This is a genomic window from Clostridioides sp. LIBA-7678 (assembly GCF_056716065.1).
This window is the reverse complement of record NZ_CP196987.1, coordinates 1,206,811-1,233,618: the sequence shown is the minus strand read 5'-3', so window position 1 is coordinate 1,233,618 and position 26,808 is coordinate 1,206,811. Positions and strand designations below refer to the sequence as shown.

The 26,808-nt window shown below is 29.5% G+C and carries 25 protein-coding genes and 1 riboswitch; of the genes, 3 read left to right on the top strand and 22 right to left on the bottom strand.

Annotated elements, in window-relative coordinates; genetic code table 11:
* Window positions 1-325: 325 nt before the first annotated feature.
* The 13 genes from ACTG46_RS05945 to ACTG46_RS05885 all read right to left on the bottom strand — a co-directional run bounded on the left by ACTG46_RS05945 (window position 326) and on the right by ACTG46_RS05885 (window position 13,379).
* On the bottom strand, window positions 326-2,323 hold the full coding sequence (locus ACTG46_RS05945; protein WP_167639699.1) for a sigma 54-interacting transcriptional regulator: 1,998 nt from the start codon (window positions 2,321-2,323) through the stop codon (window positions 326-328).
* 30 nt (window positions 2,324-2,353) lie between these two features.
* A complete protein-coding gene (locus tag ACTG46_RS05940) occupies window positions 2,354-4,072 on the bottom strand; it encodes a diguanylate cyclase (protein ID WP_479923753.1) in 1,719 nt (572 codons plus the stop codon).
* Window positions 4,073-4,250: 178 nt separating this feature from the next.
* Entirely contained in the window at window positions 4,251-5,489 is a 1,239-nt protein-coding gene (fabF, locus tag ACTG46_RS05935) for a beta-ketoacyl-ACP synthase II (RefSeq protein ID WP_074178858.1), read from the bottom strand.
* Between the two features lie 28 nt (window positions 5,490-5,517).
* Entirely contained in the window at window positions 5,518-5,742 is a 225-nt protein-coding gene (gene acpP / locus ACTG46_RS05930; RefSeq protein ID WP_003419132.1) for an acyl carrier protein, read from the bottom strand.
* 63 nt (window positions 5,743-5,805) lie between these two features.
* On the bottom strand, window positions 5,806-6,555 hold the full coding sequence (fabG, locus tag ACTG46_RS05925; RefSeq protein ID WP_054269693.1) for a 3-oxoacyl-[acyl-carrier-protein] reductase: 750 nt from the start codon (window positions 6,553-6,555) through the stop codon (window positions 5,806-5,808).
* Complete coding sequence (gene fabD, locus ACTG46_RS05920) at window positions 6,555-7,505, bottom strand: ACP S-malonyltransferase (RefSeq protein WP_231300538.1); 951 nt, start codon at window positions 7,503-7,505, stop codon at window positions 6,555-6,557. The genes fabG and fabD overlap by 1 nt, the downstream gene beginning before the upstream one ends.
* 15 nt (window positions 7,506-7,520) lie before the next feature.
* Window positions 7,521-8,450, bottom strand: a complete 930-nt coding sequence (gene fabK, locus ACTG46_RS05915; RefSeq protein WP_054269691.1) for an enoyl-[acyl-carrier-protein] reductase FabK — start codon at window positions 8,448-8,450, stop codon at window positions 7,521-7,523.
* Between the two features lie 108 nt (window positions 8,451-8,558).
* On the bottom strand, window positions 8,559-9,545 hold the full coding sequence (locus ACTG46_RS05910) for a beta-ketoacyl-ACP synthase III (RefSeq protein ID WP_054269690.1): 987 nt from the start codon (window positions 9,543-9,545) through the stop codon (window positions 8,559-8,561).
* A gap of 25 nt (window positions 9,546-9,570) precedes the next feature.
* Window positions 9,571-10,593, bottom strand: coding sequence for a phosphate acyltransferase PlsX (plsX, locus tag ACTG46_RS05905; protein WP_054269689.1), 1,023 nt, complete (start codon window positions 10,591-10,593; stop codon window positions 9,571-9,573).
* 10 nt (window positions 10,594-10,603) lie between these two features.
* Window positions 10,604-11,161, bottom strand: coding sequence for a transcription factor FapR (gene fapR / locus ACTG46_RS05900; RefSeq protein WP_003419115.1), 558 nt, complete (start codon window positions 11,159-11,161; stop codon window positions 10,604-10,606).
* A 203-nt stretch (window positions 11,162-11,364) separates the two neighbouring features.
* On the bottom strand, window positions 11,365-11,541 hold the full coding sequence (rpmF, locus tag ACTG46_RS05895; protein ID WP_003419113.1) for a 50S ribosomal protein L32: 177 nt from the start codon (window positions 11,539-11,541) through the stop codon (window positions 11,365-11,367).
* A gap of 24 nt (window positions 11,542-11,565) precedes the next feature.
* The gene (locus ACTG46_RS05890; RefSeq protein WP_054269688.1) at window positions 11,566-12,090 is read right to left on the bottom strand and encodes a YceD family protein; all 525 of its coding nucleotides are present in this window, start codon (window positions 12,088-12,090) and stop codon (window positions 11,566-11,568) included.
* Window positions 12,091-12,182: 92 nt separating this feature from the next.
* A complete protein-coding gene (locus ACTG46_RS05885) occupies window positions 12,183-13,379 on the bottom strand; it encodes an acetate/propionate family kinase (RefSeq protein ID WP_054269687.1) in 1,197 nt (398 codons plus the stop codon).
* A 460-nt stretch (window positions 13,380-13,839) separates the two neighbouring features.
* Between ACTG46_RS05885 and ACTG46_RS05880 the strand changes: the two genes are divergently transcribed.
* A complete protein-coding gene (locus tag ACTG46_RS05880) occupies window positions 13,840-15,120 on the top strand; it encodes a nucleotidyltransferase (RefSeq protein ID WP_479923752.1) in 1,281 nt (426 codons plus the stop codon).
* A gap of 220 nt (window positions 15,121-15,340) precedes the next feature.
* On the opposite strand, the gene ACTG46_RS05875 is transcribed toward ACTG46_RS05880, so the two are convergent.
* The 5 genes from ACTG46_RS05875 to ACTG46_RS05855 all read right to left on the bottom strand — a co-directional run bounded on the left by ACTG46_RS05875 (window position 15,341) and on the right by ACTG46_RS05855 (window position 20,886).
* Window positions 15,341-16,732 (bottom strand): FAD-binding oxidoreductase, encoded by a 1,392-nt coding sequence (locus tag ACTG46_RS05875; RefSeq protein ID WP_479923751.1) that lies wholly within the window; start codon window positions 16,730-16,732, stop codon window positions 15,341-15,343.
* Between the two features lie 10 nt (window positions 16,733-16,742).
* Window positions 16,743-17,963, bottom strand: coding sequence for an electron transfer flavoprotein subunit alpha (locus ACTG46_RS05870; protein WP_407963779.1), 1,221 nt, complete (start codon window positions 17,961-17,963; stop codon window positions 16,743-16,745).
* Window positions 17,964-17,976: 13 nt separating this feature from the next.
* Window positions 17,977-18,765, bottom strand: coding sequence for an electron transfer flavoprotein subunit beta/FixA family protein (locus tag ACTG46_RS05865; RefSeq protein WP_054269683.1), 789 nt, complete (start codon window positions 18,763-18,765; stop codon window positions 17,977-17,979).
* 16 nt (window positions 18,766-18,781) lie between these two features.
* Window positions 18,782-20,056: a nickel-dependent lactate racemase gene (larA, locus tag ACTG46_RS05860; RefSeq protein WP_479923750.1), complete on the bottom strand. Its 1,275-nt coding sequence runs from the start codon at window positions 20,054-20,056 to the stop codon at window positions 18,782-18,784.
* Window positions 20,057-20,172: 116 nt separating this feature from the next.
* Complete coding sequence (locus tag ACTG46_RS05855) at window positions 20,173-20,886, bottom strand: FadR/GntR family transcriptional regulator (protein ID WP_054269681.1); 714 nt, start codon at window positions 20,884-20,886, stop codon at window positions 20,173-20,175.
* A 124-nt stretch (window positions 20,887-21,010) separates the two neighbouring features.
* Here ACTG46_RS05855 and ACTG46_RS05850 point away from each other — a divergent pair, with 124 nt between their 5' ends.
* Together ACTG46_RS05850 and ACTG46_RS05845 are read left to right on the top strand one after the other, a co-directional pair.
* Window positions 21,011-22,270, top strand: coding sequence for a nucleoside recognition domain-containing protein (locus tag ACTG46_RS05850; protein WP_054276235.1), 1,260 nt, complete (start codon window positions 21,011-21,013; stop codon window positions 22,268-22,270).
* 267 nt (window positions 22,271-22,537) lie between these two features.
* Window positions 22,538-23,104, top strand: coding sequence for a tyrosine-type recombinase/integrase (locus ACTG46_RS05845; protein ID WP_054269679.1), 567 nt, complete (start codon window positions 22,538-22,540; stop codon window positions 23,102-23,104).
* A 121-nt stretch (window positions 23,105-23,225) separates the two neighbouring features.
* On the opposite strand, the gene ACTG46_RS05840 is transcribed toward ACTG46_RS05845, so the two are convergent.
* From ACTG46_RS05840 to rpmA, 4 genes are all read right to left on the bottom strand, one after another.
* Window positions 23,226-24,428 carry a homoserine dehydrogenase gene (locus tag ACTG46_RS05840; protein ID WP_479923749.1) on the bottom strand — a complete coding sequence of 401 codons (1,203 nt, stop codon included), beginning with the start codon at window positions 24,426-24,428 and terminating at the stop codon, window positions 23,226-23,228.
* 102 nt (window positions 24,429-24,530) lie between these two features.
* Window positions 24,531-24,637, bottom strand: a riboswitch (SAM riboswitch).
* A 91-nt stretch (window positions 24,638-24,728) separates the two neighbouring features.
* Window positions 24,729-25,097 carry a YhbY family RNA-binding protein gene (locus ACTG46_RS05835; RefSeq protein ID WP_054269677.1) on the bottom strand — a complete coding sequence of 123 codons (369 nt, stop codon included), beginning with the start codon at window positions 25,095-25,097 and terminating at the stop codon, window positions 24,729-24,731.
* Window positions 25,098-25,126: 29 nt separating this feature from the next.
* On the bottom strand, window positions 25,127-26,404 hold the full coding sequence (gene obgE, locus ACTG46_RS05830; protein ID WP_167639690.1) for a GTPase ObgE: 1,278 nt from the start codon (window positions 26,402-26,404) through the stop codon (window positions 25,127-25,129).
* 110 nt (window positions 26,405-26,514) lie between these two features.
* Entirely contained in the window at window positions 26,515-26,805 is a 291-nt protein-coding gene (rpmA, locus tag ACTG46_RS05825; protein ID WP_003419086.1) for a 50S ribosomal protein L27, read from the bottom strand.
* Between the last annotated feature and the right edge of the window lie 3 nt (window positions 26,806-26,808).

Below are 26,808 nucleotides of genomic sequence, written 5' to 3'. Positions count from 1 at the left end.
TCTATAATTAGCAATATACATGCCAAGATTTATAATTATTTATATTTATTTTTTATCTAGTATTTTCAGTGCTTTTGCTGACTATATTTTTTATTGTTTATCTTATATACAATCTTTTGGAAAATAAAAATAGGTAATGGGTTATTTTATAATAACCTATTACCTATCTAAACCTATTTTTTCACCCTATTAATATTTAATTTAAAACCTTTAAAATGTATAACATTATATATCTACTATAATATAGTTTAAATTTTATAAGTGTAAAAGTTTGCACTTATTCAAATATTTATGTCCAGAATAGCTTATTTTAATATCAATATACTTAAGTCATTTTATTGTAAAGATTTATACCTTCTGGAGTTAGTTGACTTCCACATCTACCAGATTTAGATGATATATATCCACACTCACTTAAATAAGATAACACTTTTCTAACTTTATTTTCAGAAATCTCAATTCCTTCCTCTGTAAGTTTCTCGATTATAAATCCTCTTCCAACTCCAGAAGCTGAATCTCTTCTTTCATATAAGACTCTTAATATATCCTCAAGTTCTTTTTTGGTATAACCAAATCCATCTTCATAATTAGAAATATCTGTCTTTATATATGGTGGTAAGTCATCTTTAAAGACCATACTATCACACATTAGACTTACATAAGAAGCGACATTTTGTAACTCTCTTATATTTCCTGGCCAATTATATTTTTCTAAAATAGTTACAACTTCAGGTGAAAGCCTTATATTATGTTTCAAAAAGAAATTCATAAGCGTTATTATATCTTCTTTTCTATTTTTTAACGATGGCACATCTATTGGCAATACATTCAGTCTATAATACAAATCCTCTCTAAATTTACCTTCTCTAATCATCTTTGGTAAGTTTTTATTTGTTGCTGCTATAACTCTAACGTCTATATTTATAACATTATGAGAACCTATAGGCATAACTTGCTTCTCTTGAAGTACTCTAAGTAATTTTGTTTGCAACAATGGAGGCATATCTCCTATTTCATCCAGAAATATAGTCCCATTGTTTGCAAGTTCAAAGAGCCCCTTTTTTCCTTCTTTTAAAGCTCCTGTAAAAGAACCCTTTTCATATCCAAACAACTGACTTTCTAATAAACTATCTGGAACCGCTGCACAGTTAACTGCTATAAATGGTTGATTACTTCTATTAGAGGTATTATGGATGGATTGAGCTAATAATTCTTTACCAGTACCACTTTCCCCTATTATTAATACAGAAAGGTCTGATTTAGATATTTTTTTAGCCAATTCTATACACTTTATCATATTTTTATTTTTAGTCTTTATATCTTTAAATGTGTATTTGGCTATTTGTCCTTGTTCTCTCAATTTATTAGTGAGATTTTGTTCTAATTTTTTTATATATGTTATCTCTTGTAAATTATAATATATACCAGCTTTATTCCCCATAGAAAATATATTTTTTTTATTTACATTTATATATTTTTTATTTGTAAATACTACTTCATCAACTATTTCTTTGTCTCCAAGTAGAATACTTAAATCTTTAGATATAACTTCTTCTATGTTTTTACTTTGGGGATTTTCATTTATCCCTAAAATCTTTAAAGCTTCTTTATTAAACGTATTTATAACACCATCTGCTGAAGTAAATATTATTCCATCTTTTGATAAGTTTAATATGACATCTTGTTCTTCCATTTTTAGAAACAATTGTCTATAATTATCTTTGACTCCATTATCTAGACTTATTAAACGTTCAGAATAAGCCATTAAGTTTTTACGTATTTCCTTAACATCAATTCTAAGTCCATTTATTATTTCTATAAAAGTAGATATATCAATATATCTATTCCCAAGGTCAATTACTTTATTTATATAACTTGGTACTCTTTCTTTTACTCCAGGTGTTATAGCTATATCTATGTCTTTATAAATTTTTCCTTCAATGTATGGAGTGAACTTTAAATTTTTTACTCCTATCTTGTAAAATAAACTTATTGTTTCTAAAGTGGTTTCTTTAGTATCATTTACAACCAATACTTCTGTTCCATTTGGGATTGAAAATAATCCATAAATTTCATTTTCTTTAAGAGTTCTTCTTACCACTATAATCTTGCTATCTTGTACCAAATGTTTTCTCATACTATTTAATCTATCATCAGTCATTACCAGCACAAAGTCACCTTGTATTTTATCATCATCTTTTAAATTTTCTAAATAATAATGATTTATATCAATGTAATTGCCTAAAACTAAACGTATATTTTCTTCTAAGAAAGATGATAATTTGGTTATTTTATCAGTTACTATAGCTATTGATTGTTTCATGCTTATACCTCTTATTTATATAGTATATAATTACTTATACACTACTTTATTCCTACCAAGTTGTTTTGCTTTGTATAAATTTTTGTCAGCTTCTTCTAGTACATTTTTACTATCAAAAATATGAGCTACACCTGCACTTATAGTTACAGTTACATCTTCACCCCATTTTTTATTGGCAATTGCAATTCTTATATTATCAATTATATTTACTACTTCTTCACCAGATTTATTTCTTATCAGCACAGAAAACTCTTCGCCTCCATACCTAAATACTTTATCTTCTTGCTCCAACATAACAGAGATAGTATTCGTTATACCTTTTATAACAATATCTCCAAATTTATGCCCATAATTATCATTTATAAGTTTAAAGTTGTCAATATCTATCATTACAAGTGCAAAATTATTGTCTTTCTCTCTGTATTTTTCATACATAATATCAAAACTTTTTCGATTATAAACATTCGTAAGACCATCATGTAAATTTTGTGCTTTAAAATATTTGAGTCTATTATATAAAAAAGTAGACCCTAATATAGCAATTATAATCACTGTAAATAATATCTTATAATATTTGATTTCTTTTTTAGTTTTTTCAAATAATGCACTTTCATTTGATACTTTATCAATTATATAGAAACTGGTCTCCGAATCTCTTATACTTTTGTTCTCTTTATATTCATTTATTAGTATCTTTTGATATTTATTTACAGCATTTACATTTCCTTGTTTTTCATATATATTTAATATTTTCTCTAAGTTTTTTATTTTCTCTTGAGTTAACTTTCTTTTAGTGGATATTTCTAAACTTTTTTTATAATTATCTGATGCAGAATCATAATTTTCACTTTTATATTCTAAATTCCCCACTGCCATATAATAATACATATCTTTATCTAATATATGAACTGTTTTATCAGACTTTATAAGAGAATCAGCTCTTGCTAAAGAAGACTTTGCCTTTGATGTATCATTTTTTCCTATATATGCATTTGCCTTCATTATTGATGCCATTATCTCAAAATCATTGTAATCATCTGTATTTACAAATTTTTTATAGTCCACTACATTATTACAAGTTTCAATAGCTTTATCATATTCTCCTAATTCTACATATATTTCTGCTAGATTTATAAGAGCATATAATCTAACCATTCCATTTTTCTCACCTTCATAAACATCTATCTTAAAAGAATCTTTTATTAATTTCTCTGCTCTCTCATATGCACCTACCTTTAAAAGTATGCTCGCCAAATCAACATCTAGTCTTGCTCTTTCATAATTATCCCCTAATTTCTCAGCCAATTTTATAGATTTTACAGTTAAATCTACTGCTTTAGAATAATTATTATCCATTATATACACTGATGCTAGTCTTTTTTCTATATTAAATCTACACTCATCAGATAACTTTTCATCTGACATTCTCATTTTTTCTAATGAATCAATGACTATCTTCGTTCCATCTGGAACAGATGAAATGGTCTTTAACATATTCCACACTTCATCATATACTTTATTGTATTTTTTTTCAGGTATAGCTTCAAAAGAATTTTCAACCAATTTTTTTGCTTCATTGTACTTCTTGTCTGACACAAGACTTTCAGACATATACTTTCCCTTATTTATAATTTCTCTTTCTTTCAGTCCACTTTGGTCGTAATTTATAAACAAAATAATACTAATAAGTATTACACCTATAAAAATTATACTTTTTAGTAATCTTTTCTTTGGTAGTCTAAAATTCAAAATTTTAGTCCTCCTTCTGTATATTGTAGAATGGAAACTTACATATATATAAATAACCTCTTAATACCTAATAATACAATATATCAAAATGATTTACAACATATGCTAGAATTAAATCTCAATAAAAAAGTCCCCTAAAATAGTTTAGGAGACTTTAAATTTAATATATATGATTTATTTATACATATTTTTTTAATACAATTGTAGCATTATGTCCACCAAATCCTAAAGAATTTGATAGTACATATCTAACATTTTTTTCTTTACCTTGATTTGGAACATAATCTAAATCCAAATCTTCACCAACTTCTTGTAAATTTATAGTTGGAGGTACAAAACTATCTTCTATACTCATAGCACAAACAACTGCTTCTATAGCACCTGATGCTCCTAATAAATGGCCAGTCATAGATTTTGTTGATGATACACATAAATCATATGCCTTTTCCCCAAATACAGTTTTTATAGCCATAGTTTCATACAAGTCATTATAATAAGTTGAAGTTCCATGAGCGTTTATATAATCCACTTCTTCTAATGGAACATTTCCATCTTTCAAAGCCATATTCATAGACCTAGCTGCTCCTTCTCCATTTTCAGCTGGAGTTGTCATATGATATGCATCAGCAGTTAAACCATATCCAACTACTTCTGCATATATTTTAGCACCTCTTGCTAAAGCATGTTCTAAGTCTTCTAAGATAACAATACCTGCTCCTTCTCCCATTACAAATCCATCTCTGTCTTTATCAAATGGTCTTGATGCAGTTTTAGGGTCGTCATTTCTAGTTGACATAGCTTTCATATTACAGAATCCAGCAAATGCAAGACCTGTTACAGCAGCTTCAGAACCTCCTGCTACCATAATATCTGCATCGCCTCTTTGTATAACTTTAAAAGCATCACCTATTGAATGAGTTCCTGATGCACAAGCTGTACATACATTAGTGTTAGGTCCTTTTGCTCCTAAAAATATTGATACTTGACCAGCTGCCATATTTCCTATCATCATAGGTACAAAAAGTGAACTTACTCTTTTATTTCCTTTTTCTAAAAGAATTTTATGTTGAGTTTCTATTGCTTCAACTCCACCTATTCCAGAACCTATTATAACACCAACACGCTCTCTATCAGTTTTATCTAAATCAAGGTTTGCATCTTCAACTGCCAATTTTGCAGATACTATTGCAAATTGAGCAAACTTATCCAATCTCTTCAATTCTTTTTTGCTTATATATTCTTCTGGATGAAAATTCTTAACTTCTCCTGCTATCTGAGTTTGATATGTGCTAGCATCGAAATTAGTTATTTTATCTATACCAGATACTCCAGATTTTATGTTGCTCCAGAACTCATCTTTTCCCGTTCCCAACGGCGTAACACATCCAAGTCCTGTTATTACTACTCTTTTATTCATCGGATACCTCCACTTTTTTAAAGCTCGACTATTTATTAGCTTCTATATACTTAACTATATCTCCTATAGATTTGAAGTTTTCTGCTTCTGTATCTGGTATTTCTATACCAAATTCATCTTCAAGTGCCATTATTATTTCTACTGCATCTAATGAATCTGCTTCTAAATCCTTCATTAATGATGTTTCCATAGTTATTTCTTTATCTTCTACTCCTAATTGCTCTATTATTATTTCTACAACTTTATTAAACATTGTGTACCTCCTAAGATTTTTTATTTTAATAGATTTCTCTACTTTTTAAATTATTATTTTTTATTATTGCATTACCATTCCACCATCTACATTTATAACTTGTCCTGTTATATAACTTGACATGTCACTAACTAAAAATGCTACAGCATTTGCTACATCTTCTGGTTTACCATAAGATTTTTTTGGTATGTTTGCAAGTGTTGATTCTTTTACATCATCACTTAATACTTTAGTCATATCTGTTTCTATAAATCCAGGTGCTACTGCATTTATATTTATATTTCTTGATGCCAATTCTCTTGCAGAAGCTTTTGTAAATCCAATCACACCAGCTTTTGATGCACAATAATTAGTTTGTCCTACATTACCCATAATTCCAACTACTGAAGTCATATTTATTATTCTTCCATACTTCTTTTTCATCATAGGTTTAGTAACTGCTTTTGTACAATTAAAGACACCTTTTAAGTTTATATCTATAACTCTATCAAAATCTTCTTCTTTCATTCTCATAAGCAAAGCATCTTTAGTTATACCTGCATTATTAACCAATATATCAACTTTTCCAAATTCTTTTATAACAGAATCTATCATTTGATTTACTTCTTCAGATTTAGACACATCACATTTTATAGAAGTACACTTTACACCCATACCTTCTATTTCATTTTTAGTTTTTAGTGCTTCATCTTCTTTAGAAGTATAATTGATTACTACATCAGCCCCAAAAGATGCTAGTTTTTTTGCTATTTCTTTTCCTATACCTCTAGAGCCACCAGTAACAACTGCTACTTGTCCTGTAAGATTTATCATTATATCTCTCCATTTCTATAATTTTGTACAAATTCATTAAGAGAATCTATACCATCTATATTATAAATATTCGCACTTGCTTTTTTGTTAGAAGCTATCTTCTTGATGAATGCTTTTAAAGTTTTTCCAGGTCCCATTTCTATAAAAGTATCATATCCATCGTTTAAAAGTCTTTCTATAGAGTCTTCCCAAAGGACAGATGAACTTACTTGTTTTATAAGTAGTTCTTTCCCTTCACTTTTATAATAATCTGCATTTACATTTGCTACTACATCAATTTTAGGTTTAGTTATGTTAACTTTTTCTAACTCACTGCCTAATTTTACTCCAGCTTCTTTTAGCATTGATGAATGAAAAGGCCCACTTACATTTAATTTAACAGCTCTTTTTGCTCCTGCTTCTTTGCATTTCACCATTGCTTCTTCTATCTTTTCATTTTCACCAGATATAACTATTTGACCAGGAGAATTGTAATTTGCTACTTCTACAATACCTCCTTGTATATCTTTAACTACATTTTCTAATATACTTCTATCTAGACCTAAAATTGCTGCCATAGCCCCAACACCTGTTGGAACTGTTTCCTGCATAAACTTACCTCTTTTTTTGACTAAGCATACAGCATCTTTAAAGTCAATTGCATCTGCTGCAACCAATGCACTGTACTCTCCTAAAGATAAGCCTAAACATGCACTATATTTTAAATCTACTTGAGCTTGTACTGCTTTTAATACAGCTACACTATGTGTAACCATAGCAGGTTGAGTATTTTCAGTTTTAGAAAGTTCTTCTTCATTGCCTTCAAACATAAGTTTTTTTAAGTCTATTTTTAAGACTTCACAAGCCTCATCTATTACATTTTTAGCAACATCATTATTTTCGTATAAATCCTTGGCCATACCTACATATTGAGCGCCTTGACCAGGAAATACTAGTGCTACTTTTCCCATCTTACTCCTCCTGATTTACAGTTCTATTGCTGGCATAATCTCTTTTGCTTGATTTACCATAGTTTCTATAATTTCTTTACAAGGTGTTATTTCTTTTACCATAGCAGCACTTTGACCTGCCATAAATGAACCTTTTTCGATATCTCCATCTACTGTTGCAAATCTTAAAGCACCTGTACCTTTTTTATCTAACTCTTCAGGAGTAGCTCCATTTTGCTCCATCTTTAAAAATTCTTTTGATAATTTATTTTTTAATGTTCTTACTGGATGACCTGTACTTCTTCCTGTAACAATCGCGTCTCTATCTTTTGCTTTTATTACTAAGTTTTTGTAGTTTGAATGTACAGAACACTCTTCACTACAGATAAATCTAGTTCCTACTTGAACTGCACTAGCACCTAATGCAAAAGATGCAGCAATACCTCTACCATCTACAATGCCCCCAGCAGCTATTACAGGTATGCTTACAGCATCAGCAACTTGTGGAACCAAAACCATAGTAGTAAGCTCTCCTATGTGTCCTCCACCTTCTGTACCTTCAGCTATTACTGCTGTAGCCCCTAACTTTTCCATTCTTTGAGCTAAAGCTATTGTTGGCACTACAGGAATAACTTTTGTTCCAGCTTCTTTTAATCTATCCATATATTTTGCAGGATTTCCTGCTCCAGTAGTAATAACCTGAACATTTTCTTCTATAATCAAATCCATTATATCATCTACAAATGGTGACATAAGCATTACATTTACCCCAAAAGGTTTATCTGTTAATTTTTTGCACTCAATAATTTCTTTTTTTATAGCTTCTTTTGGTGCATTTCCTGCTGCTATTATTCCAAGCCCTCCTGCATTAGATACAGCACTTGCTAATGATGCAGTAGCTACCCATGCCATTCCCCCTTGGATAACTGGGTATTTTATATTTAATATTTTGCAAATTTTATTCATACAATTCTCCTTCACTTGAAATCATAAAAGTAAACTTTTTATTATTAATCAACCTTACTCTTAATATAAAGTTAATTTTGTCAATTAAAGCATCTTAGATATTTTCTACTATAAAGTCCACTTGACAACTGAAGCCCCCCAAGTTAGACCTCCACCAAAGCCAACTAAAACTACGTTATCTCCTTTTTTAATCTTACCTTCTCTGTAAGCTTCATCTAATGCTACTGGTATAGATGCAGCAGACATATTTCCATACTTGTTTATATTTACATAAACTTTTTTCATATCAAGTTCTAATCTCTTAGAAGAAGCTTGTATGATTCTTATATTAGCTTGATGTGGTATTAAATAGTCTATGTCAGTTGTATTTAAATTAGCTTTTTCAAGAGCTATTAAAGAAGTTTCTGCCATCTTTCTAACTGCAAATTTAAATACATCACTACCTGCCATTTCTATTGTATGTAGATTAGCTTCTACAGTCTCTTTACTTGCTTTAAGTCTTGAACCTCCAGCAGGTACTTTTAAACAATCTTTTCCTTTACCATCAGAACCCATATGAGTAGATAGTATTCCACCTTCACTTACAGGTCCAATAACAGCTGCTCCAGCACCATCTCCAAATAATACTGCTGTTGATCTATCATCGTAATTTAAAAACTTAGAACAAGTTTCTGCTCCTATTACAAGTACATTCTTATAACAACCAGTTTCTACAAATTGCTTTGCAATAGTTACTCCATATACAAATCCAGAACAAGCTGCTGATATATCAAATGCAGTAGCATTCACTGCTCCTATTGCATCTTGCACTATACATGCAGTTGAAGGCAAAGACATATCAGGAGTAATTGTTGCTAATATAATCAACTCTATATCCTCTACACTTAACTTTGCACATTCTATCGCTTTTAGGGCAGCTTTAGATGCTAGGTCAGAAGTTGCTTCAGATTCTTCTGCAAATCTTCTTTCCTTAATACCAGTTCTAGTACTTATCCACTCATCTGATGTATCCATTATCTTTTCGAAGTGAAAATTATCATATGATTTCTCAGGTAAATAACTTCCTACTCCCAATATTCCAGCCTTTGTATTCATTATATATTAAACCTCCAAAACGAGTTTATTCATCTTCGTTATTTTTATTTTCTTCATTATATTTGCTTATAAATTGACTTATATCTTCAACAACTTTTCCTTTTGCAAATTTAATGCCTTGATTTATAGCATTCTTTATAGCTTTGGCATCAGAGCTTCCATGAGCTTTTATAACGCCTCCATTTAAACCTAAAAGTGGAGCTCCACCATACTCAGAATAATCTATAAAACTCTTCAATTTTCTTAAATCATCCTTTATAAGTAATGCTCCTATTTTACTTTTTGTACTAGCCATAAAAGTTTCCTTTATAAGGCTCATAACTGAAAGAGCTACACCTTCAGCAGACTTAAGTAATATATTACCTGTAAATCCATCACATATGATTATATCTGTGTATGCATTTATAACTTCTCTAGCTTCTACATTCCCTATAAAATTTAAATCTAATTTTTTAACTTCTTCGTATGACCTTTTAACTAAATCATTGCCTTTGCCTTCTTCTAGTCCAACATTTGCTAATGCTACCTTAGGATTTTCAAGACCTAAAACTTTTCTTGCATAGATATTGCTCATAGCTGCAAATTCAACTAGATTTTTAGGTTTACAATCTGCATTTGCGCCACAGTCTGCTATAAGTGTCATTCCTCGCTTTACATTTGGTATTGCTGAGCATAAGCAAGGTCTATCGATTCCTTTTATTCTACCAACAACAAATAATCCACCAGCAAGTAAGGCTCCTGTATTTCCAGCTGATATTATAGCATCTGCTTTTCCTTCTTTTACGAGGTTTAATGCTACTACCATAGAAGAATCTTTTTTACTTCTTATAGCCTTTACTGGTTTATCTTCATTTTCTATAATCTCAGTAGTATGAACTATCTCTAGTTTATTTCTATCAAATTCATAATTTGAAAATTCCTTTTCTAATAAATCTTTATCTCCTGTGATTATTAAATCAACATTATATTCTTTTATAGCATTTACTGCGCCTTCTACATTAGATTTAGGTGCATTATCTCCACCCATTCCATCAATTACTATTTTCATAATTACCCTCCTAATCTAATTCTTCAAAGATAAACTTTCCTCTAAATATTTGCTCTTGAGCTTTATTATTGATAACAACTTTTACATAATGCTTTTTATCTATATTTCTATATACTTCGGCTTTCGCTATAAGCCTATCTTGTTGTTCTATCAATTTAAAACTTTTTACATTTGCAACTCTCATAATAACTTTAGGTGCATCTATTATAGCCATTGCCAATGAATCTGCTAGAGAAAATATATACGTATCTTTTAAAGTATTAGTCTTAGAGTAAATCATGTCTTGTGTAACTTCTAACATAGATATACCTAATCGCCCTACAGATAAATCAATGATTTCTCCTGTAATTTCCTTTACTCCTAAAGTCTTTACTTTTGAACTCTGAGTTTCTGCTATTGATTTGACTCTTTCTCTTAGCTCTGGTATGTTTAGACTCATTCTATCTAATCTTATAGTCTGTATACTTACATCAAACAGACTTGATAATTCTTCATCAGTATAAAAAGGATCCGTCTTTAGCATATCTATAAGCTCTTTTTGTCTTTGGGCTTTACTTTTCTTTTTCATGTTCCCTCCAAATTTTATAGCTGTAATTAGTACCAGCTACTAATAGTAGTATATAGTAACACACAAAAATTTTCAATACTTATATTATTATTTTTCTATTTTTTAATATGCATAAAATCCACTTATTTCTCTAGTAAATCATCTTATTTTTATATGTACAAAAAAAACATGTAGAGTATACTCTACATGTTTTTTAGAAGCTATTACTTAGACACAACTTCTTTACCTTTATAATATCCACAGTCTGGACACACTCTATGTGGTAATTTTGGCTCATGACATTGTGGGCAACTTACAAATCCTGTTGCTTCCATCTTTGAGTTAGCTGCTCTTCTCATTTTTGTGTTTGATTTAGACGTTTTACGCTTTGGTACTGCCATTTACGCCACCTCCTTAGTCAAAATTTAATTAAATAAATCTTTTAATTTAGCAAAACGAGGATCTATGTATTCCTCATCGTTTGTAATTTCACTGCAAGAACATTCTCCTTCATTTAAGTTTGCTCCGCATACTTGACAAAGACCTTCACAGTTTTCACTACAAAGAACCTTATGAGGTACATTAAAATCTAATGTCTGTTCTATTATATCAATAAGGTCGATTTCTTCGCCATCGAATATAAAAGGATCAAATTCCTCAAATTCATCTTCATCATAATCTTCTTCTTTTACTAAAAAACCTTGTATAGAATACTCTAGTGGTATCTCTACTTCTTTAAGACATCTTGAACAATTGTCAACAATTGTAAAATTGACATCTATATCTAGATATAAACCTTTATTAGTCTTTGACACTTTCCCTTTTAAATTTACAGGTGATACTAATTTGTAAATCTCATCACAATAACTAATAGTATCAATTTTTTCACAAAAATTCAAGTCTATTTTATCAGTTTCTTTTCTATTTATTTTTTCTATGCTAACTTTCATTAAGTTCACCTCAACATATCACCAAATTTATTATACAAATCTAGCATTTGTTTGTCAAGTATTTTTACTTGATAGGCATAAGTTTGCTTAAATTATTTTACTAATCTTAATGTATCTCTAGCTATCATTAATTCTTCGTTAGTTGGTATTAAAAGCATTTTTACTTTAGAATCAGCAGTAGATATTATTGTTTCTTTTCCTCTAACATCATTAGCTTCTTTATCTAACTTCATTCCTAAGAACTCCATATTAGAAGCTATATCTGCTCTTATAGCTTTTCCATTTTCGCCAACACCAGCAGTAAATACTACGACATCCAATCCATTCATCTCAGCAGCATAAGCACCTATATATTTTTGTACTTTTTTAACATAAGCTTCTAATGTCGCTTGAGCTCTTTCATCTCCATTTTTAGCTGCATCTTCTATATCTCTGAAGTCACTAGAAATTCCAGTCATTCCATATACTCCAGATTCTTTATTCATTAATTTGTCTAATCCATCAGCATCTAAACCTTCTTTTCTCATTAAGAAAGGTAATATAGCTGGGTCTATATCTCCACATCTAGTTCCCATTATTAATCCTTCTAATGGAGTGAATCCCATAGATGTATCTACACATTTTCCACCATCAACAGCAGCTATAGAAGCTCCATTTCCTAAGTGACAAGTTACTATTTTTAAATCTTTTATGTCTTTTCCTAATATCTCTGCTGCTTTTTGAGATACATAATTATGAGAAGTTCCATGGAATCCATATCTTCTTACCCCATACTTAGTATATAATTCATGAGGTAAACCATATAAATATGAAGATTTAGGCATTGTTTGATGGAAAGCAGTATCAAATACTCCTACCATTGGTACATCTGGAAGTATAGCTTTACAAGCATCTATTCCCATTATGTTTGCTGGATTATGAAGTGGTGCTAAATCTATACACTCTTTTAAAGCTTCTTCTACTTCTGGAGTTATTACTACTGAAGTAGCAAATTTTTCTCCAGCATGTACAACTCTATGTCCTACTGCATCTATTTCTTTCATTTCTTTAACTGCACCAAATTCTGGATGAGCAACAGCTTCTAAAACTAATGCTATTGCATCTTTGTGGTCCTTCATTGGTTGTTCAACAATGTATTTATCATCTCTACCTGCTTTTTCATGTTTTAGTATAGAACCTTCTATTCCTATTCTCTCAACTAATCCTATACATAAAACTTCTTCATTACTCATATCTATTAATTGATATTTTAATGAAGAACTCCCACAGTTTAATACTAATATTTTCATTATTATTTCCTCCTTAGATTTTTATAAATAATATGTAATAAGTTTTGATTTGTAATAAATGTCTAAATAAAACTCTATCTTTTATTATTCTGTCATAGATATATTATTGTATACATTAAACGATTTTCATAAATAATATATCACCTTTTAATATAAAAGTATATACTTTTTTTTAATATTATATCATATTTATAGTATGGTAATTTGTGTATTTTCCTAATAATATATTAACAAATTAACTTAATGTAGATTATTCTTTCCCATTTGCTATAATAATATAATATAAAGCTCTAATAAAGTTATTTTAATAACATTTAACTAGTTTTTTATTATGTAGTATTTCTACATTTTTATAACTTTTTTTACGTTTTTTAGTTTTATAATTAAAAATTTAAATTTTATATACATTTTAATAAATTAAGATATATATAAAAATAACTAAAGATAGAAGGAGTATTTTATGAATGTACTTGGATTAATAGTTGAATACAACCCATTTCATAATGGACATATATATCACTTATCTAAATCTATAGAAAAAACAAATGCAACACATACTGTAGCAATAATGAGTGGAAACTTTCTACAAAGGGGCGAACCAGCTTTATTTGATAAATATACTAGAGCAAAAATTGCTGTCGAAAATGGCGTAGACTTAGTTATAGAATTACCAACTCTATTTGCTTGCCAAAGTGCTGAAATTTTTTCTCATGGTGCCATAACAATTTTAAATTCACTAAACTGTATAGATTCTGTATGTTTTGGTAGTGAAGAAGGAAATACAGAAATTCTTTACAATATTGCAGAAATTTTAGCAAGTGAGCCAGATGACTTTAAGCTATTCTTAAAAAAATATTTAGATGAGGGCATGTTATTTCCAACAGCTAGAGCTAATGCACTTTTTGATTATATACATCAATACAAAAAAAATAAATTCATGCAGAGTTATTCAAAAGAACAATTATCAAAAACATTAAATTCATCAAATAATATACTTGGTATAGAATATATAAAAAATCTTATCCACCTAAATAGTGATATAAAACCATTTACTATATCTAGAGTTCAGTCAGAATACAATTCTGAAGAAATTAATAGTAATATTTGTTCTGCTACTGCTATAAGAACTTCACTTAAAGAAAATAATAGTCTTTTTCACTTAAAAGATGTTATTCCAAAAAAGACTTATAATATCCTAAATAAAAAAATAGATAATGGCTTTTTGCCTATGTTTGATGATTTTTTCTTTGATACTTTAAAGACCATTATACTTAGAGATATAGACAATTTAAAAGATTATTTTGAAGTAAATGAAGGTATAGAAAATAAAATCTACAAAGATATTTTTACATCTAAATCTTTATATGAACTGCAATTATCAATTAAATCTAAACGATATACTTTAACCAAAATTAAACGAACTTTAAACAATATATTATTAGGTATTAAAAAAAGTGATATGCAACTTGTAAAAAACATAGATGCTATTCCTTATGTAAGAATACTTGCTTTTAATGATAAAGGCAGAGAAGTTCTAAAGGAAGTAAAAAACAAATCTGAAATAGAAATAATAAACAAATTTTCAAATATATCATTTTCATTAGATGATGTAATTTTTAAAACACTCATAAATTATGATATAAAATCTACAAATATATATGACTCAGTATATTATAAAAATAATAAAGACTTAATAAAAGGTCCTATGGATTTTTATACTCATCCAGTCTATGTAAAATAGATTCTTAAAATAAAAAATATTTATAAAAAACTATTTTATTAATACTTTATATAAATACAATAATCTTATTTGAATCTATTTGCACATACTTTTAGGATGGCAACATCAACTTAAATATTATGCTACTTTCTAAACTTAAGTAAATATTGCCATCCTAAAACTTTTACAATTTATGCTGTCATTTAAAAGTAAATTTTAAAATATTACATTATTGGTATGTTTAATATATTTTTCCTGGATTCAAAATATTTTTTGGGTCAAAAGCTAACTTTATATTTTTAATTAGCATCATATAAGCATCTGAATTTGATTCATGTAAGTACTCTTTTTTAGCATACCCTATACCATGTTCGCCAGAAACTTGACCACTAAGTTCTCTGGACTTTCTATACATACAGTCAAAAGTTTCTTTTAATCTTGTCTTCCATGTATTATCATCCATACCATCTTTTAAAATATATATGTGTAGATTTCCATCTCCTGCATGACCAAAACTTTTTATTCTTATTTTTAATTCATCTTGAAGCTCATGAGTATATCTTATAAACTCTGCTACCTTATCTCTTGGAACAACGACATCACATTCATCCATTTGTGTTGTAGATGCCTTTATAGCCTCTAAAAAGGCCCCTCTAGCTGACCATATAGAATCATTTCTTTCCTGTGTATCTGATATAAATACATCTAATGCACCATTTTCTAGACATAAATTAGCTACCTTTTCATATTCTTTTTCTATATCTTCAGTGCTATTTCCATCAAATGTAAGTAGAAGATAAGCATCTGATGTATTATCTGGAAACTTCTTACCTAAAAATTCTTCTGCTGCTAGTATTACATCTCTTTCCATAAATTCTATAGCTGTTGGTATTGACTTTGACTTTATTATTTTAGGAACAGTCTCGATTGCCATTGATAAATTTGGAAATGGTATAAGTAAACTTATACTTTTCTTTGGAAGTGGAAGCAATTTTAATATAGCTTTAGTGACTATTCCTAAAGTTCCTTCTGAGCCAACTAATAAGTCCTTTATACTATATCCTGAACTATTTTTAACCACTTTTCCACCTACATTTATAATTTCTCCATTTGGCAATACAACTTCAAGACCTCTTACATAATCTCTTGTAACACCATATTTTACTGCTCTCATCCCACCTGCATTAGTGTTTATATTACCAGCAATTGTAGCACTTTTTTCACCTGGGTCAGGTGGATAAAACAAATCTCTATCTTGAACATATTGACCTATTGTCATCAACAATACTCCTGGTTCTACCGTTAATGTTAAATTTTCATAATCAACTTCAAGTATCTTATTCATTTTACACAGATTAATCATTATTCCACCTTTTATGGCAACAGCAGCACCTACAAGACCAGTTCCTTGACCTCTTGGTGTAACTGGTATATTATTTTTATATGCGTATTTCATTATTTTAGATACTTGTTCAGTTTCAACTACATTTACTAAAACTTCAGGATATTTTTCAATCCCTCCAAGTTCATCATGTGAAAAATCTTCATTTATATCACTTCCAACTATTACATTTTCTTCTCCACAAGTATCTATTAAAAAATCTATATCTTTTTTATCGATTAATTTGTACATTTCTATCCCCCTATTTGGCTGCTGATGCCATATATATTTGATTATCATCTTTTTTATTTTCTATCTTTTCAATCAATTTAGGAATAATATCATAAATATCACCTATTAAAGCTAGATGCGCTACATCAAGTATAGGAGCCTTATCATCTTTATTTATAGCTACTATATAATCAGCACCTTGCATCCCTGCAACAAATTGAACAGCTCCAGATACACCACAAGTTATTATAAGTTTAGGCTTTACAGTTCTACCACTAAGACCTATTTGTTTTTTGGCATCTATCCATCCTGCCTCTATTACAGGTCTTGTTCCTGCTACTTGAGCATTTAATTTACCAGCTAACTTATATATCATCTCCATATCTTCTTGTTTCTTTATTGCCCTACTTGCGACAACTATTACTTCAGCTTCTTCTAAACCCACTTCTTTATTTTTTTCTTTTACACTCAATACTTTAATCTTAGAGCTTAGCTCTTTTTTTTCTATTTGACATAAAGTAATCTTTCCTGTAGCATTCTGCACTTTTTCTGGTACTGAGAATATTTTGTATCTTACAGTAGCAAATTGTGGTCTATTATTAGGTGTATTTATATGAGCCATTATATTTCCACCAAATGCTGGTCTTATTTGGTCTAAATCAGTATTTGATTGAATATCAAGTATTGTACAATCGGCTGTAAGACCAGTTCTAAATCTAGCAGCAAGCCTTGGAGCTAATGACCTACCTAGCGTAGTTCCACCTACTAGCATTATTGTTGGCTTTATATTCTTTATAAAATTTTCTATTGCTTTTGCATATGGTTCTATCCTGAAATCTTTAAATTCATCCTCATCATATACGAATACTTCATCCACACCATAAGAAATCAAATTATTACACTTATCTTTTATATCTTTTCCTACAAACACACAATACACAGGTTGTTTTATCTTTGATGCCATCTCACGAGCTTTTCCTATAAGCTCATATGTCACAGGATGTATGCTTCCATTGTGATGTTCCACATATACTGCAATTCCCCTCCATTCCTCTTTATTTATTTGTACTTTGCAACTCTCTATAAATTCAAATGCACCTTTTGGCCCACTTTTGACACATAACTTACACATCTTACATCCAGCACTTATTTCTACTATCCCTGATTTTTCTTCTATAGCACCAAAAGGACATATTTCTAATACTCCTTTTAAATCAGTTATTTTATCTTGATTTACAATTATCTTTGACATTTATTAATCCTCCTTAAACTAATTTTAATTCCTCTAATTTATTTATAAGTGCAGAACTTAAATCATCTGCATTTCCTCTTACAATATTTTTATCTGTATTTGGCTTTGGAGGAAATATTTTTACAACTTGAGTAGGAGAACCATTAAGTCCATAGTTGTTTTCGTCTTTGTCTTCAAAATCATCTAAGTTATATACAGGTATTTTTCTTTCTTTAGTATCTAATTTTAATTTAAATGAAGGTAGTCTTGGTTGAAAAATATCTTTTTCTACAGTTATTAAACATGGATATTCAATCTCACATACTTGTAAATCGTTTGGCATATCTATTTCAACAACTATACTTTTCTCTTTGACATCAATTAATTTTGTGACATTAGTAACATGAGGTATATCTAAAAACTCAGCTATTTCAGGTCCAACCTGTGCTGTATCACCATCAGTAGTTTGTTTCCCACATATTATTAAATCTACCTTTCCCATCTTCTTGATGCCTTGTGATATAGTATAAGAAGTAGCCAGTACATCTGCACCTCCAAATCTTCTATCACTTATTAAAGCTCCTTCATCAGCTCCCATCATAAAGCTCTCTTCTATTACTTTTTTTGCTTGAGGAGGCCCCATACTAAGTACTTTTAGATTAGCTTTTTTTTCTTGTTTTATTCTAAGTGCTGTTTCTAAAGCATATAGGTCATAAGGATTCATTTTTGAATCTACTCCATCTCTCTTTAGTACTCCTGTAGTTTCATCAACTTCTACTGAAGTTGTTCCAGGTACTTGTTTTATACATGTCAAAATTTCCATAAAGTACACTCCTTTTTTATTTAACTATAACTGACACTCCATCAGGTATAACTACTATCTTACTATCTATACCAACTATACTAGTCGCCATTTCTAAAGCTTCTTTAAAATTAAACGCATGCTTCATATGCATTTTCTTTATCATTTCAGGATTACATTTATCCGTTACCATTATCACAGTATATTTAGATAATATTCTTGCTAATATCTGAAACTCCCATTGGTCTGGGATTGTATCACATCTACCAACATTTCTAATTTTTTCTAATAGTTGCTTTGGAGAATCTGCATTTGCTACATTTTCATAAAAAGATTGACCTCCATGACCATCATTACATGCTGCAATCATTATTATTACTCCACCGTCCCTACAAGTTGCCTCTGCTGCTGTCATCCCCTTAACTGCTTGATAAATATTTTGGTCTAGAGGATATCCTCCATTTGTAGTTACAACAATATCTGATTTTATGGAATTTACTTTTGATAGTTCTGTTACAAATTCACAACCTTTAGTGTGTGCTTTTTCGACATCACCAGCAAAGGATGCAACTATCTTTTTATCTTTATCTATTACAACATTCAGTATGAATGCTAACTTCGCAACTTTAGCTGCATATACCATATCTTCATGAATAGGATTATGCTTTAATTTTCCAGTTCTTGAATTATCACTATCTATAAAGTCACTACAATGGTTGTACATTATAGTCTTTGCAGATGCTATTCCTGGAAGTACACTTTTTCTTCCACCTGAAAAACCTGCAAAAAAATGTGGTTCTATAAATCCTTCTGCTATTAAAAGTTCTGCCTCATATGCTAGTTTATTTATATATAAATCCCCACCTGAAGGTAGTACTCCCACTTTACACATAGATTCGTCATCAGTAGATATGTGCATAACTATATCCTCATTATCTACTATTTCTTCTCCCATTTTATAAACTAACTCTTCCCTTGTACTTGGCCTATGAAATCCAGTTGCCACTATAATTTTCACATCTATGTCTGGATTGACCTTCCTAATTCGTTTCAATATAATTGGCATAGTTATTTTACTTGGCACAGGTCTTGTATGGTCACTCGTAATTATGACAACATTCTTTTTTCCCTTAGCTAGCACTTCTAGTGAATGAGAGCCTATTGGATTATTCATAGATTCTTCAACAATTTCTTCTTGAGTTTTACGTTCTATACAATTATCCGATTTTGCTTCCAAAACACCAGTAAAACGTTTCTCAGGTATTTCTAAAATCATTCCTTGCTTTGAATACGGTACTTTTAACTTTACCATTTTTAATCTCCCATTATATAAACTATAAAATTGGTATGTGGTCATACCAGTTTTACACTTATATGATAATACCATTATATTCCATTTGCAAGAATAATTTATTTTATAACAAACTTTTAATTTTCATTTTTTCTATAGTTTTTACTTATAAACTTCATATGTTCTTTTGCTTTTTCACATGCAAGTTCTAAATTATTTTCTACAACTGCATTATATATAGCCTCATGTTGGTCAAGTAATATATATTCATTTAAAGGTTCTGCAATTATTTTTTCTCTTGCATCTTCTATAAATCCATCAAATAATTTTGATGCTGTCATAAAAAGACTTTGAATTAAATAATTTTTGCTTATTGTAGCTAATTTACTGTGAAATTTTTGGTCTAACAAAACTAAAGTTTGGTTATTATCTTTTCTCTTAGTTTCTATCCTCATTTCATCTATTATATTTTTCAATTCTATAGCTTCAGAAGAAGTTATTCTCTTTGAAGCAAGTTTTGCAATTTCAATCTCTAAAATTATTCTAAGCTCTAATATGTCTTCAAGTGTCCCATTATTAAGTTTAAAAATCATAGATAATGGTTCTATTAAAGTTTTTTCTATATTTGTACATATAAAGTTTCCTTCACCTTGTCTACTTTCTATCACTCCCATAGTTTCTAAGACTCTAATAGCTTCTCTAATAGATGTTCTACTTACATTCATTTGTTCAGACAATTCTCTTTCAGACAGTAATTTATCTCCTTTTTTTAATTCTCCATTCAGTATTTTATGTTGTATTTGTTCAATCACTTGTTCATAAACTTTCTTACTAGCTATACTATTAAACATTTTTTCCTCCAATATGATAATCGTTCTTGTAATATATATCTATTATATATCTTAAGCCATTACATTCATATATTTTTATTATTTTTAATATAATATCTTATAACTCAAATTTATAGGTGATATTATGAAAAAAAATAAAATTATTGCTTTTTTTGCTCCAGCTATTATAGTTGGAGTTCTAGTTTTAGGCATTATCCTATACCCAAATGAAGCTATAAAATCTGCAAGAGAGGGTTTCTCTATATGGTCTAACGTCCTAGTTCCATCACTACTTCCATTCATAATTGGCGCAAACCTGATTGTCGATTTAAAAATAGTGGATATTATAGGATTTATTATTAATCCCATAACTAGACTCGTGTTTAATGTTTCAGGTAAAAGTGCTTTAGCTTTTGCAATATCAGCAGTATCTGGTTATCCAGTAGGGGTAAGTTTGGCTTCTGAATTTAGAAATAATAGACAAATTTCTAAACATGAGGCACAAAGACTCGTTTCTTTTTGTTCTACATCAGGACCTTTATTCATAATAGGTTCAGTTGGCACTGGTATGTTTCAAAACTCAAATTTAGGTTATTTAATGATTCTATGCCATTATCTAGGGACTATATTGGTTGGTCTTTTTTTTAGAAATTATGGTAATGAAAATCTTCCAAAGACAAAATTAGATTTAAAAACAAACATAAAAAATATAATCAATCTTCGAAATTCAAGTGGAAATGGATTTTTTGTTCTATTTGGAAATGCTGTATTTAATGGAGTAAACACATTACTCACAGTTGGTGGATTTGTAATTGTTTTTTCAGTAGTATTTAAAATACTATCACTTTTTAATGTAATATCTTTAATAGCATCAGTTTTGTATTTACCCCTTTCATTTTTAGGTGTAAACAAAGAGCTCTGTCAAGCATTTGTAAGTGGTTTATTTGAAATTACTATAGGTTGCAATAAGGTATCCAGTATAACAAGTGCTCCAGAAATACTAAGAGCATCTTTAGCTAGCTTTTTAATAGGATTTAGTGGATTATCCATACTAGCTCAATGCTGTACATTTTTATCAAAAACAGACATAGATTTAAAATTATACATACTGAGTAAGTTTGCTCATGGAATCTTAGCTGCTCTCTTCATATTTATACTTTATCCTATTGCAAACTCTACTGTATTGGTTTCTAGTTTTGCTGATACATATAATGTTATATATAATAACTTAATTTGGTTTTATTATCTTAGCTATTATGACACAATTCTTCAAATTGTAGTAATAATTTATCTAATCTCAGCTTTATTTATTGCTAAAAAACATATGAAAAGTTTATCTACAGATGGAAAATTAATCAGATATAAAAACACTTTTTCCATTAAAAAATTTTTACGAAAAAAATAAAAATCACAAAAATTGACTAAATACTTCCATTTTTTTATTATATTTGTCATAATTTTAATAACCTTTTTAATTAGTTTAACAACACAGTTATTTCATCACAATTTTATAATTTTATTAGTAAATATTTTTCAAAAAATTCTCCTTAATCACATATATCACGCTTGCATAAGTTAATTGGTATATTTTTCCATTATATAATATTTCATTTATATTATATAATAAATACCGACCCAAACTTAACAAATCAAATAAGAGGAGTGGTTGAAAATGGCAACAAGACCTATAGAGATAGACGAATATAAAAAGATAATGGAACTATTACATACTGGCTTTATTTATAGTGAAAATGGCGTTGAAAAAAGATTTAGAAAAAATCCTAAAGTTGCATTGGCACTAATGTTAGAAGCTAATTTAGGTCTAAGAATATCAGATATTTTAAGATTAAAAATAGGAAATTTTAAGGGTAACATGTTAGAAATAAATGAAAAAAAGACAGGTAAATTACAGTATAGACCAGTTAATAAAAATATAATTGAATCTATAAATGAACATGCAAGAAAGTATAATCTTAAATCAAACGACTACTTAGTAAATATAAAAACAAAAGCTATTCAAAAACAGTTAAGGATAATTTGCAGATACTTAAATTTGTATAATATAAGCACACATAGCTTTAGAAAGCTCTATGCTACTACTCAATTTGAAAAGAGTAATAATAACTTAGAGTTAGTCAAGGAGCTCTTAAATCACAGTTCTGTGGCCACTACACAGCGATATATAAGGGTAACTCAACAAGCTATTAATGAAGCTAGTGAAAATTTCTTTATTGGCTAATTATAATGTATTTATTTTTCTATTATCTTATTAATTCACCAGATATTAAAAAGGTGAAGCAAAACAAAATATTTATTTTGTTTTGCTTCACCTTCAATTTTATAATTCCTATATAAACAGATTAATCTATCTTTAATAATTTTTTGACTGATTTACTATAATTGTTTCTTTTTACATCTTCCAAGAGTCTATCAATTTCATGTTCTGACTTTGCATTTACAAAAATTGCTAGTTCTTCGTCATCTATAATATCGTAACTATCTACATATTTATCTAGACATTTTAAAATTCCATCTTTATTATATCCATCAAATCTAACTACAGCACTACATTCATCTTCTATAAGTCCACTTAAGTCCAATTTGCCTTTTGAGAATGACTTTATATTGGCATTTCTCTTATCTATTACATCTATGATATCAGCATAAACAGCACTACCTGTTGCCCCTCTTCCAGCACCTTTACCTACAAAAGAAAGTTCTCCTACTGAATCACCTACTAAAATTACTACATTAAACTCATTATCTATTTTTGAAAGCATATTATCGTTATCAACCAATGCTGGTCTAACAAATCCACTTACTTCTCCTGATTCATACTTACTTCTAGCAACCAACTTTATCTTACAATTTAATTTTTTTGCATATTCTATATCTTTTTCATCTATCGAAGTTATTCCCTCTAGTAATAAATCTTTCCAATATACTATTTTTCCATAAGACAAAGTAGATAATATAGATAATTTTCTAGCACTATCATATCCTAAAACATCTGCATCTGGGTTGACTTCTGCAAACCCCAATTCTTGAGCTTGTTTTAAAGCTACATCATATGGTAAATTTTCATCATACATCTTTGATAATATAAAATTACAAGTTCCATTCAAAATAGCATTTATACTCTTTATACTGTTACCTTCTAATGATTCTATCAATGGCTTTAAAACTGGAATACCACCTGCCACAGATGCCTCAAATTTAATACTAACATCATTTAGGTTGGCTAATTCTATAAGGTCACTACCTCTCTCTGCAAGTAAGTCCTTATTGGCTGTTACTACATGTATTTTTTTATTTAACGCTCTTGTCACATAATCAAAAGCTGGATTCAATCCTCCAATTAATTCAACCAGTATATCAATATCCTTATCAAATATATCTTCTATATCTGTTGTTATCTTGTCAAAATACTTCTTAGACTTATGTTTCTCTTTATTTTTAACTAAAATTCCAACTATCTCTATATCTCTTTTTGAATTATTGTTTTCTATTAAATCAATTAATCCACTTCCTACTGTTCCATACCCTAATATTGCTATCTTCACTGTTACATACCCCCATCATTTTGATTATATTAAATTATTTATATGTATAAATATACCAATTAAAAAAGCTTGAGTATAAACTCAAGCCATATGACGGGTTTATACTCATCTTTCAGCATAACTGCTGCAGGATTTAGCACCAATGTATAATAAAATATACTGGTTGCCGGGCTTCATAGGGCCAGTCCCTCTGCCTCTCTTGATAAGATTGCTAATTTAAATTTATGTTTAATAGTATAATACAATTTCTGCCAATTGTCACTATTTTTTTAACTTATTTTCCTAAAAGTATATAGACTATTATCTAACCGCTCTTTTAGTTGGTTTCCCTTTTTTTGTAACGTTATTATTTTTAATCTTTGCTTTTGCCTGTTCATGTCCTGGGAAAAGTATCTTAGGTTCCTCAACATTTCTTTTATAAATAGTAAATTTAAAACCAATAGCTTGCACAAATTCAGCTCTTAAAGCTTCACATACAGCATTAGCAGTTTCTTTAGCATCAAGGCCTGCATTTTCCAGTATAGTAACCTTTACTAATTCTCTAACTCTTAACATATCATCTAATTGCTCTAAGAAACTTTCTGTGACACCTTCTTTACCAATTTGTGTAGTAGGTTTTAAAGTATTTGCCAAAGATCTTAAATACGCTCTTTGTTTTCCTTTTAACATATTCTCACCTCTATAATTCTATACTAAAATTAATTGTAAAATTCAAATTCCAATTCGTAAATTCTAACTACATCTCCATCCTCTATTCCCATCTCTCTAAGTCTGTCAAACACACCTTGACCTTCCATAGCTTTTTGGAAATATTGAAGAGATTCCATATCATCAAAATTTACAGAATACATTATTCTTCTAAGTGCTTTACCTGTAACTACATACACTCCATCTTCAATATCTATACTCAATTCTTCTTCAGTACCAATATCAAGCTCTGGTCTGTACATTTCTTCTTCTGAAACTAATTCTACATCTTCTACTTCTTTTAAAAGTTTAGAGACATAAGCTATTACATCATCTATTCCTTCACGAGTTGCTGCAGACATTTTAAAGACTGTATACCCTCTGCCTTCTAATTCATTTTTAAATGTCTCAAACTTGCTTTCATCTTCTAATATATCAAATTTATTTGCAACAACAACTTGTGGTCTCTTTGAAAGCTTTTCATTGTACAGTCTAAGTTCGTCATTTATCTTGTCAAAGTCTTCAATAGCATCTCTGCCCTCTAGTCCAGATATATCTACAATATGTATCAATACCTTGGTTCTCTCTACATGTCTTAAAAACTCATGACCTAATCCTATACCTTCAGAAGCACCTTCTATAATTCCAGGTATATCTGCAAGTACAAAACTATCTCCAAACTTAGTTTGGACAACACCTAAATTTGGTGTCAATGTTGTGAAATGATAGTTCGCAATTTTTGGTTTGGCCTTAGTTACTACAGATAGAAATGTTGATTTACCTACATTAGGAAATCCTAAAAGACCTACATCTGCTATCATTTTAAGTTCAAGAGTTACCCATCTTTCATCTCCATCTGTACCAGACTTTGCAAAAGCTGGAGCTTGTCTTACTGCATTGGCAAAGTGTTGATTTCCCTTACCACCTATACCACCTTTTGCAACTACAGCTGTATCTCCTTCTTTCTTTAAATCTGCTAATATAAGACCTGTAGCCTCATCTCTTATTACTGTACCTGCTGGTACTTTTAATACTAAATTTTCTCCATTTTTACCAGCTCTTTTACCTTTGCTTCCGTCCCCACCATTTTGAGCTTGATATTTTTTTTGATACTTAAAGTCCATTAGCGTTCTAAGACCCAAATCAACTTCAAATATGATGCTTGCTCCACGACCACCATCTCCGCCATCTGGTCCACCAGCTGGAACGTATTTTTCTCTTCTAAATGCTACCGAACCATTTCCACCATTTCCAGCCTTAACAAATATTCTTGCCTTATCTATAAACAAATTCTTCACCTACTTAATTAAAAACTTTTAATTAGCATTACCAAAAACACTATTATAAATTCATCAGTACTATAAGAAAAAGGAGTGCCTCAACACTCCTTTTATGTATATTACTCAGCTATTGCTACTGGATATATACTAACTTTTTTTCTCTTCTTGTCTTTTCTTTCGAATTTAACAGTACCATCAACTAATGCAAATAAAGTATCATCGCTACCTTTTCCAACATTAGTTCCTGGATGTATTTTAGTTCCTCTTTGTCTAACTATTATACTTCCAGCAGTTACTAATTGCCCATCGAATCTCTTAACACCTAATCTTTTAGATATAGAATCTCTACCATTTTTAGAAGAACCTACCCCTTTTTTAGATGCTAATAATTGTAAATTCATGTTTAACATATG

Excerpts from the sequence above, each read along its gene's own strand:
- fabF (WP_074178858.1), bottom strand. The coding sequence starts at position 5,489 with ATGAATAAAAGAGTAGTAATAACAGGACTTGGATGTGTTACGCCGTTG.
- fabG (WP_054269693.1), bottom strand. The coding sequence starts at position 6,555 with ATGATAAATCTTACAGGACAAGTAGCAGTTGTTACTGGTGGCTCTAGA.
- ACTG46_RS05875 (WP_479923751.1), bottom strand. The coding sequence starts at position 16,732 with ATGTACAAATTAATCGATAAAAAAGATATAGATTTTTTAATAGATACT.
- ACTG46_RS05845 (WP_054269679.1), top strand. The coding sequence starts at position 22,538 with ATGGCAACAAGACCTATAGAGATAGACGAATATAAAAAGATAATGGAA.
- ACTG46_RS05885 (WP_054269687.1), bottom strand. The coding sequence starts at position 13,379 with ATGAAAATATTAGTATTAAACTGTGGGAGTTCTTCATTAAAATATCAA.
- ACTG46_RS05835 (WP_054269677.1), bottom strand. The coding sequence starts at position 25,097 with ATGTTAAAAGGAAAACAAAGAGCGTATTTAAGATCTTTGGCAAATACT.
- ACTG46_RS05890 (WP_054269688.1), bottom strand. The coding sequence starts at position 12,090 with ATGAAAGTTAGCATAGAAAAAATAAATAGAAAAGAAACTGATAAAATA.
- plsX (WP_054269689.1), bottom strand. The coding sequence starts at position 10,593 with ATGAAAATAGTAATTGATGGAATGGGTGGAGATAATGCACCTAAATCT.
- ACTG46_RS05865 (WP_054269683.1), bottom strand. The coding sequence starts at position 18,765 with ATGGAAATTTTGACATGTATAAAACAAGTACCTGGAACAACTTCAGTA.
- ACTG46_RS05945 (WP_167639699.1), bottom strand. The coding sequence starts at position 2,323 with ATGAAACAATCAATAGCTATAGTAACTGATAAAATAACCAAATTATCA.
- acpP (WP_003419132.1), bottom strand. The coding sequence starts at position 5,742 with ATGTTTAATAAAGTTGTAGAAATAATAATAGAGCAATTAGGAGTAGAA.
- ACTG46_RS05850 (WP_054276235.1), top strand. The coding sequence starts at position 21,011 with ATGAAAAAAAATAAAATTATTGCTTTTTTTGCTCCAGCTATTATAGTT.
- rpmA (WP_003419086.1), bottom strand. The coding sequence starts at position 26,805 with ATGTTAAACATGAATTTACAATTATTAGCATCTAAAAAAGGGGTAGGT.
- larA (WP_479923750.1), bottom strand. The coding sequence starts at position 20,056 with ATGGTAAAGTTAAAAGTACCGTATTCAAAGCAAGGAATGATTTTAGAA.
- fabD (WP_231300538.1), bottom strand. The coding sequence starts at position 7,505 with ATGGGAAAAGTAGCACTAGTATTTCCTGGTCAAGGCGCTCAATATGTA.
- fapR (WP_003419115.1), bottom strand. The coding sequence starts at position 11,161 with ATGAAAAAGAAAAGTAAAGCCCAAAGACAAAAAGAGCTTATAGATATG.
- rpmF (WP_003419113.1), bottom strand. The coding sequence starts at position 11,541 with ATGGCAGTACCAAAGCGTAAAACGTCTAAATCAAACACAAAAATGAGA.
- ACTG46_RS05910 (WP_054269690.1), bottom strand. The coding sequence starts at position 9,545 with ATGAATACAAAGGCTGGAATATTGGGAGTAGGAAGTTATTTACCTGAG.
- ACTG46_RS05870 (WP_407963779.1), bottom strand. The coding sequence starts at position 17,963 with ATGTCAAAGATAATTGTAAATCAAGATAAAATAACTGATTTAAAAGGA.
- ACTG46_RS05855 (WP_054269681.1), bottom strand. The coding sequence starts at position 20,886 with ATGTTTAATAGTATAGCTAGTAAGAAAGTTTATGAACAAGTGATTGAA.
- ACTG46_RS05880 (WP_479923752.1), top strand. The coding sequence starts at position 13,840 with ATGAATGTACTTGGATTAATAGTTGAATACAACCCATTTCATAATGGA.
- fabK (WP_054269691.1), bottom strand. The coding sequence starts at position 8,450 with ATGAATAAAATTTGCAAAATATTAAATATAAAATACCCAGTTATCCAA.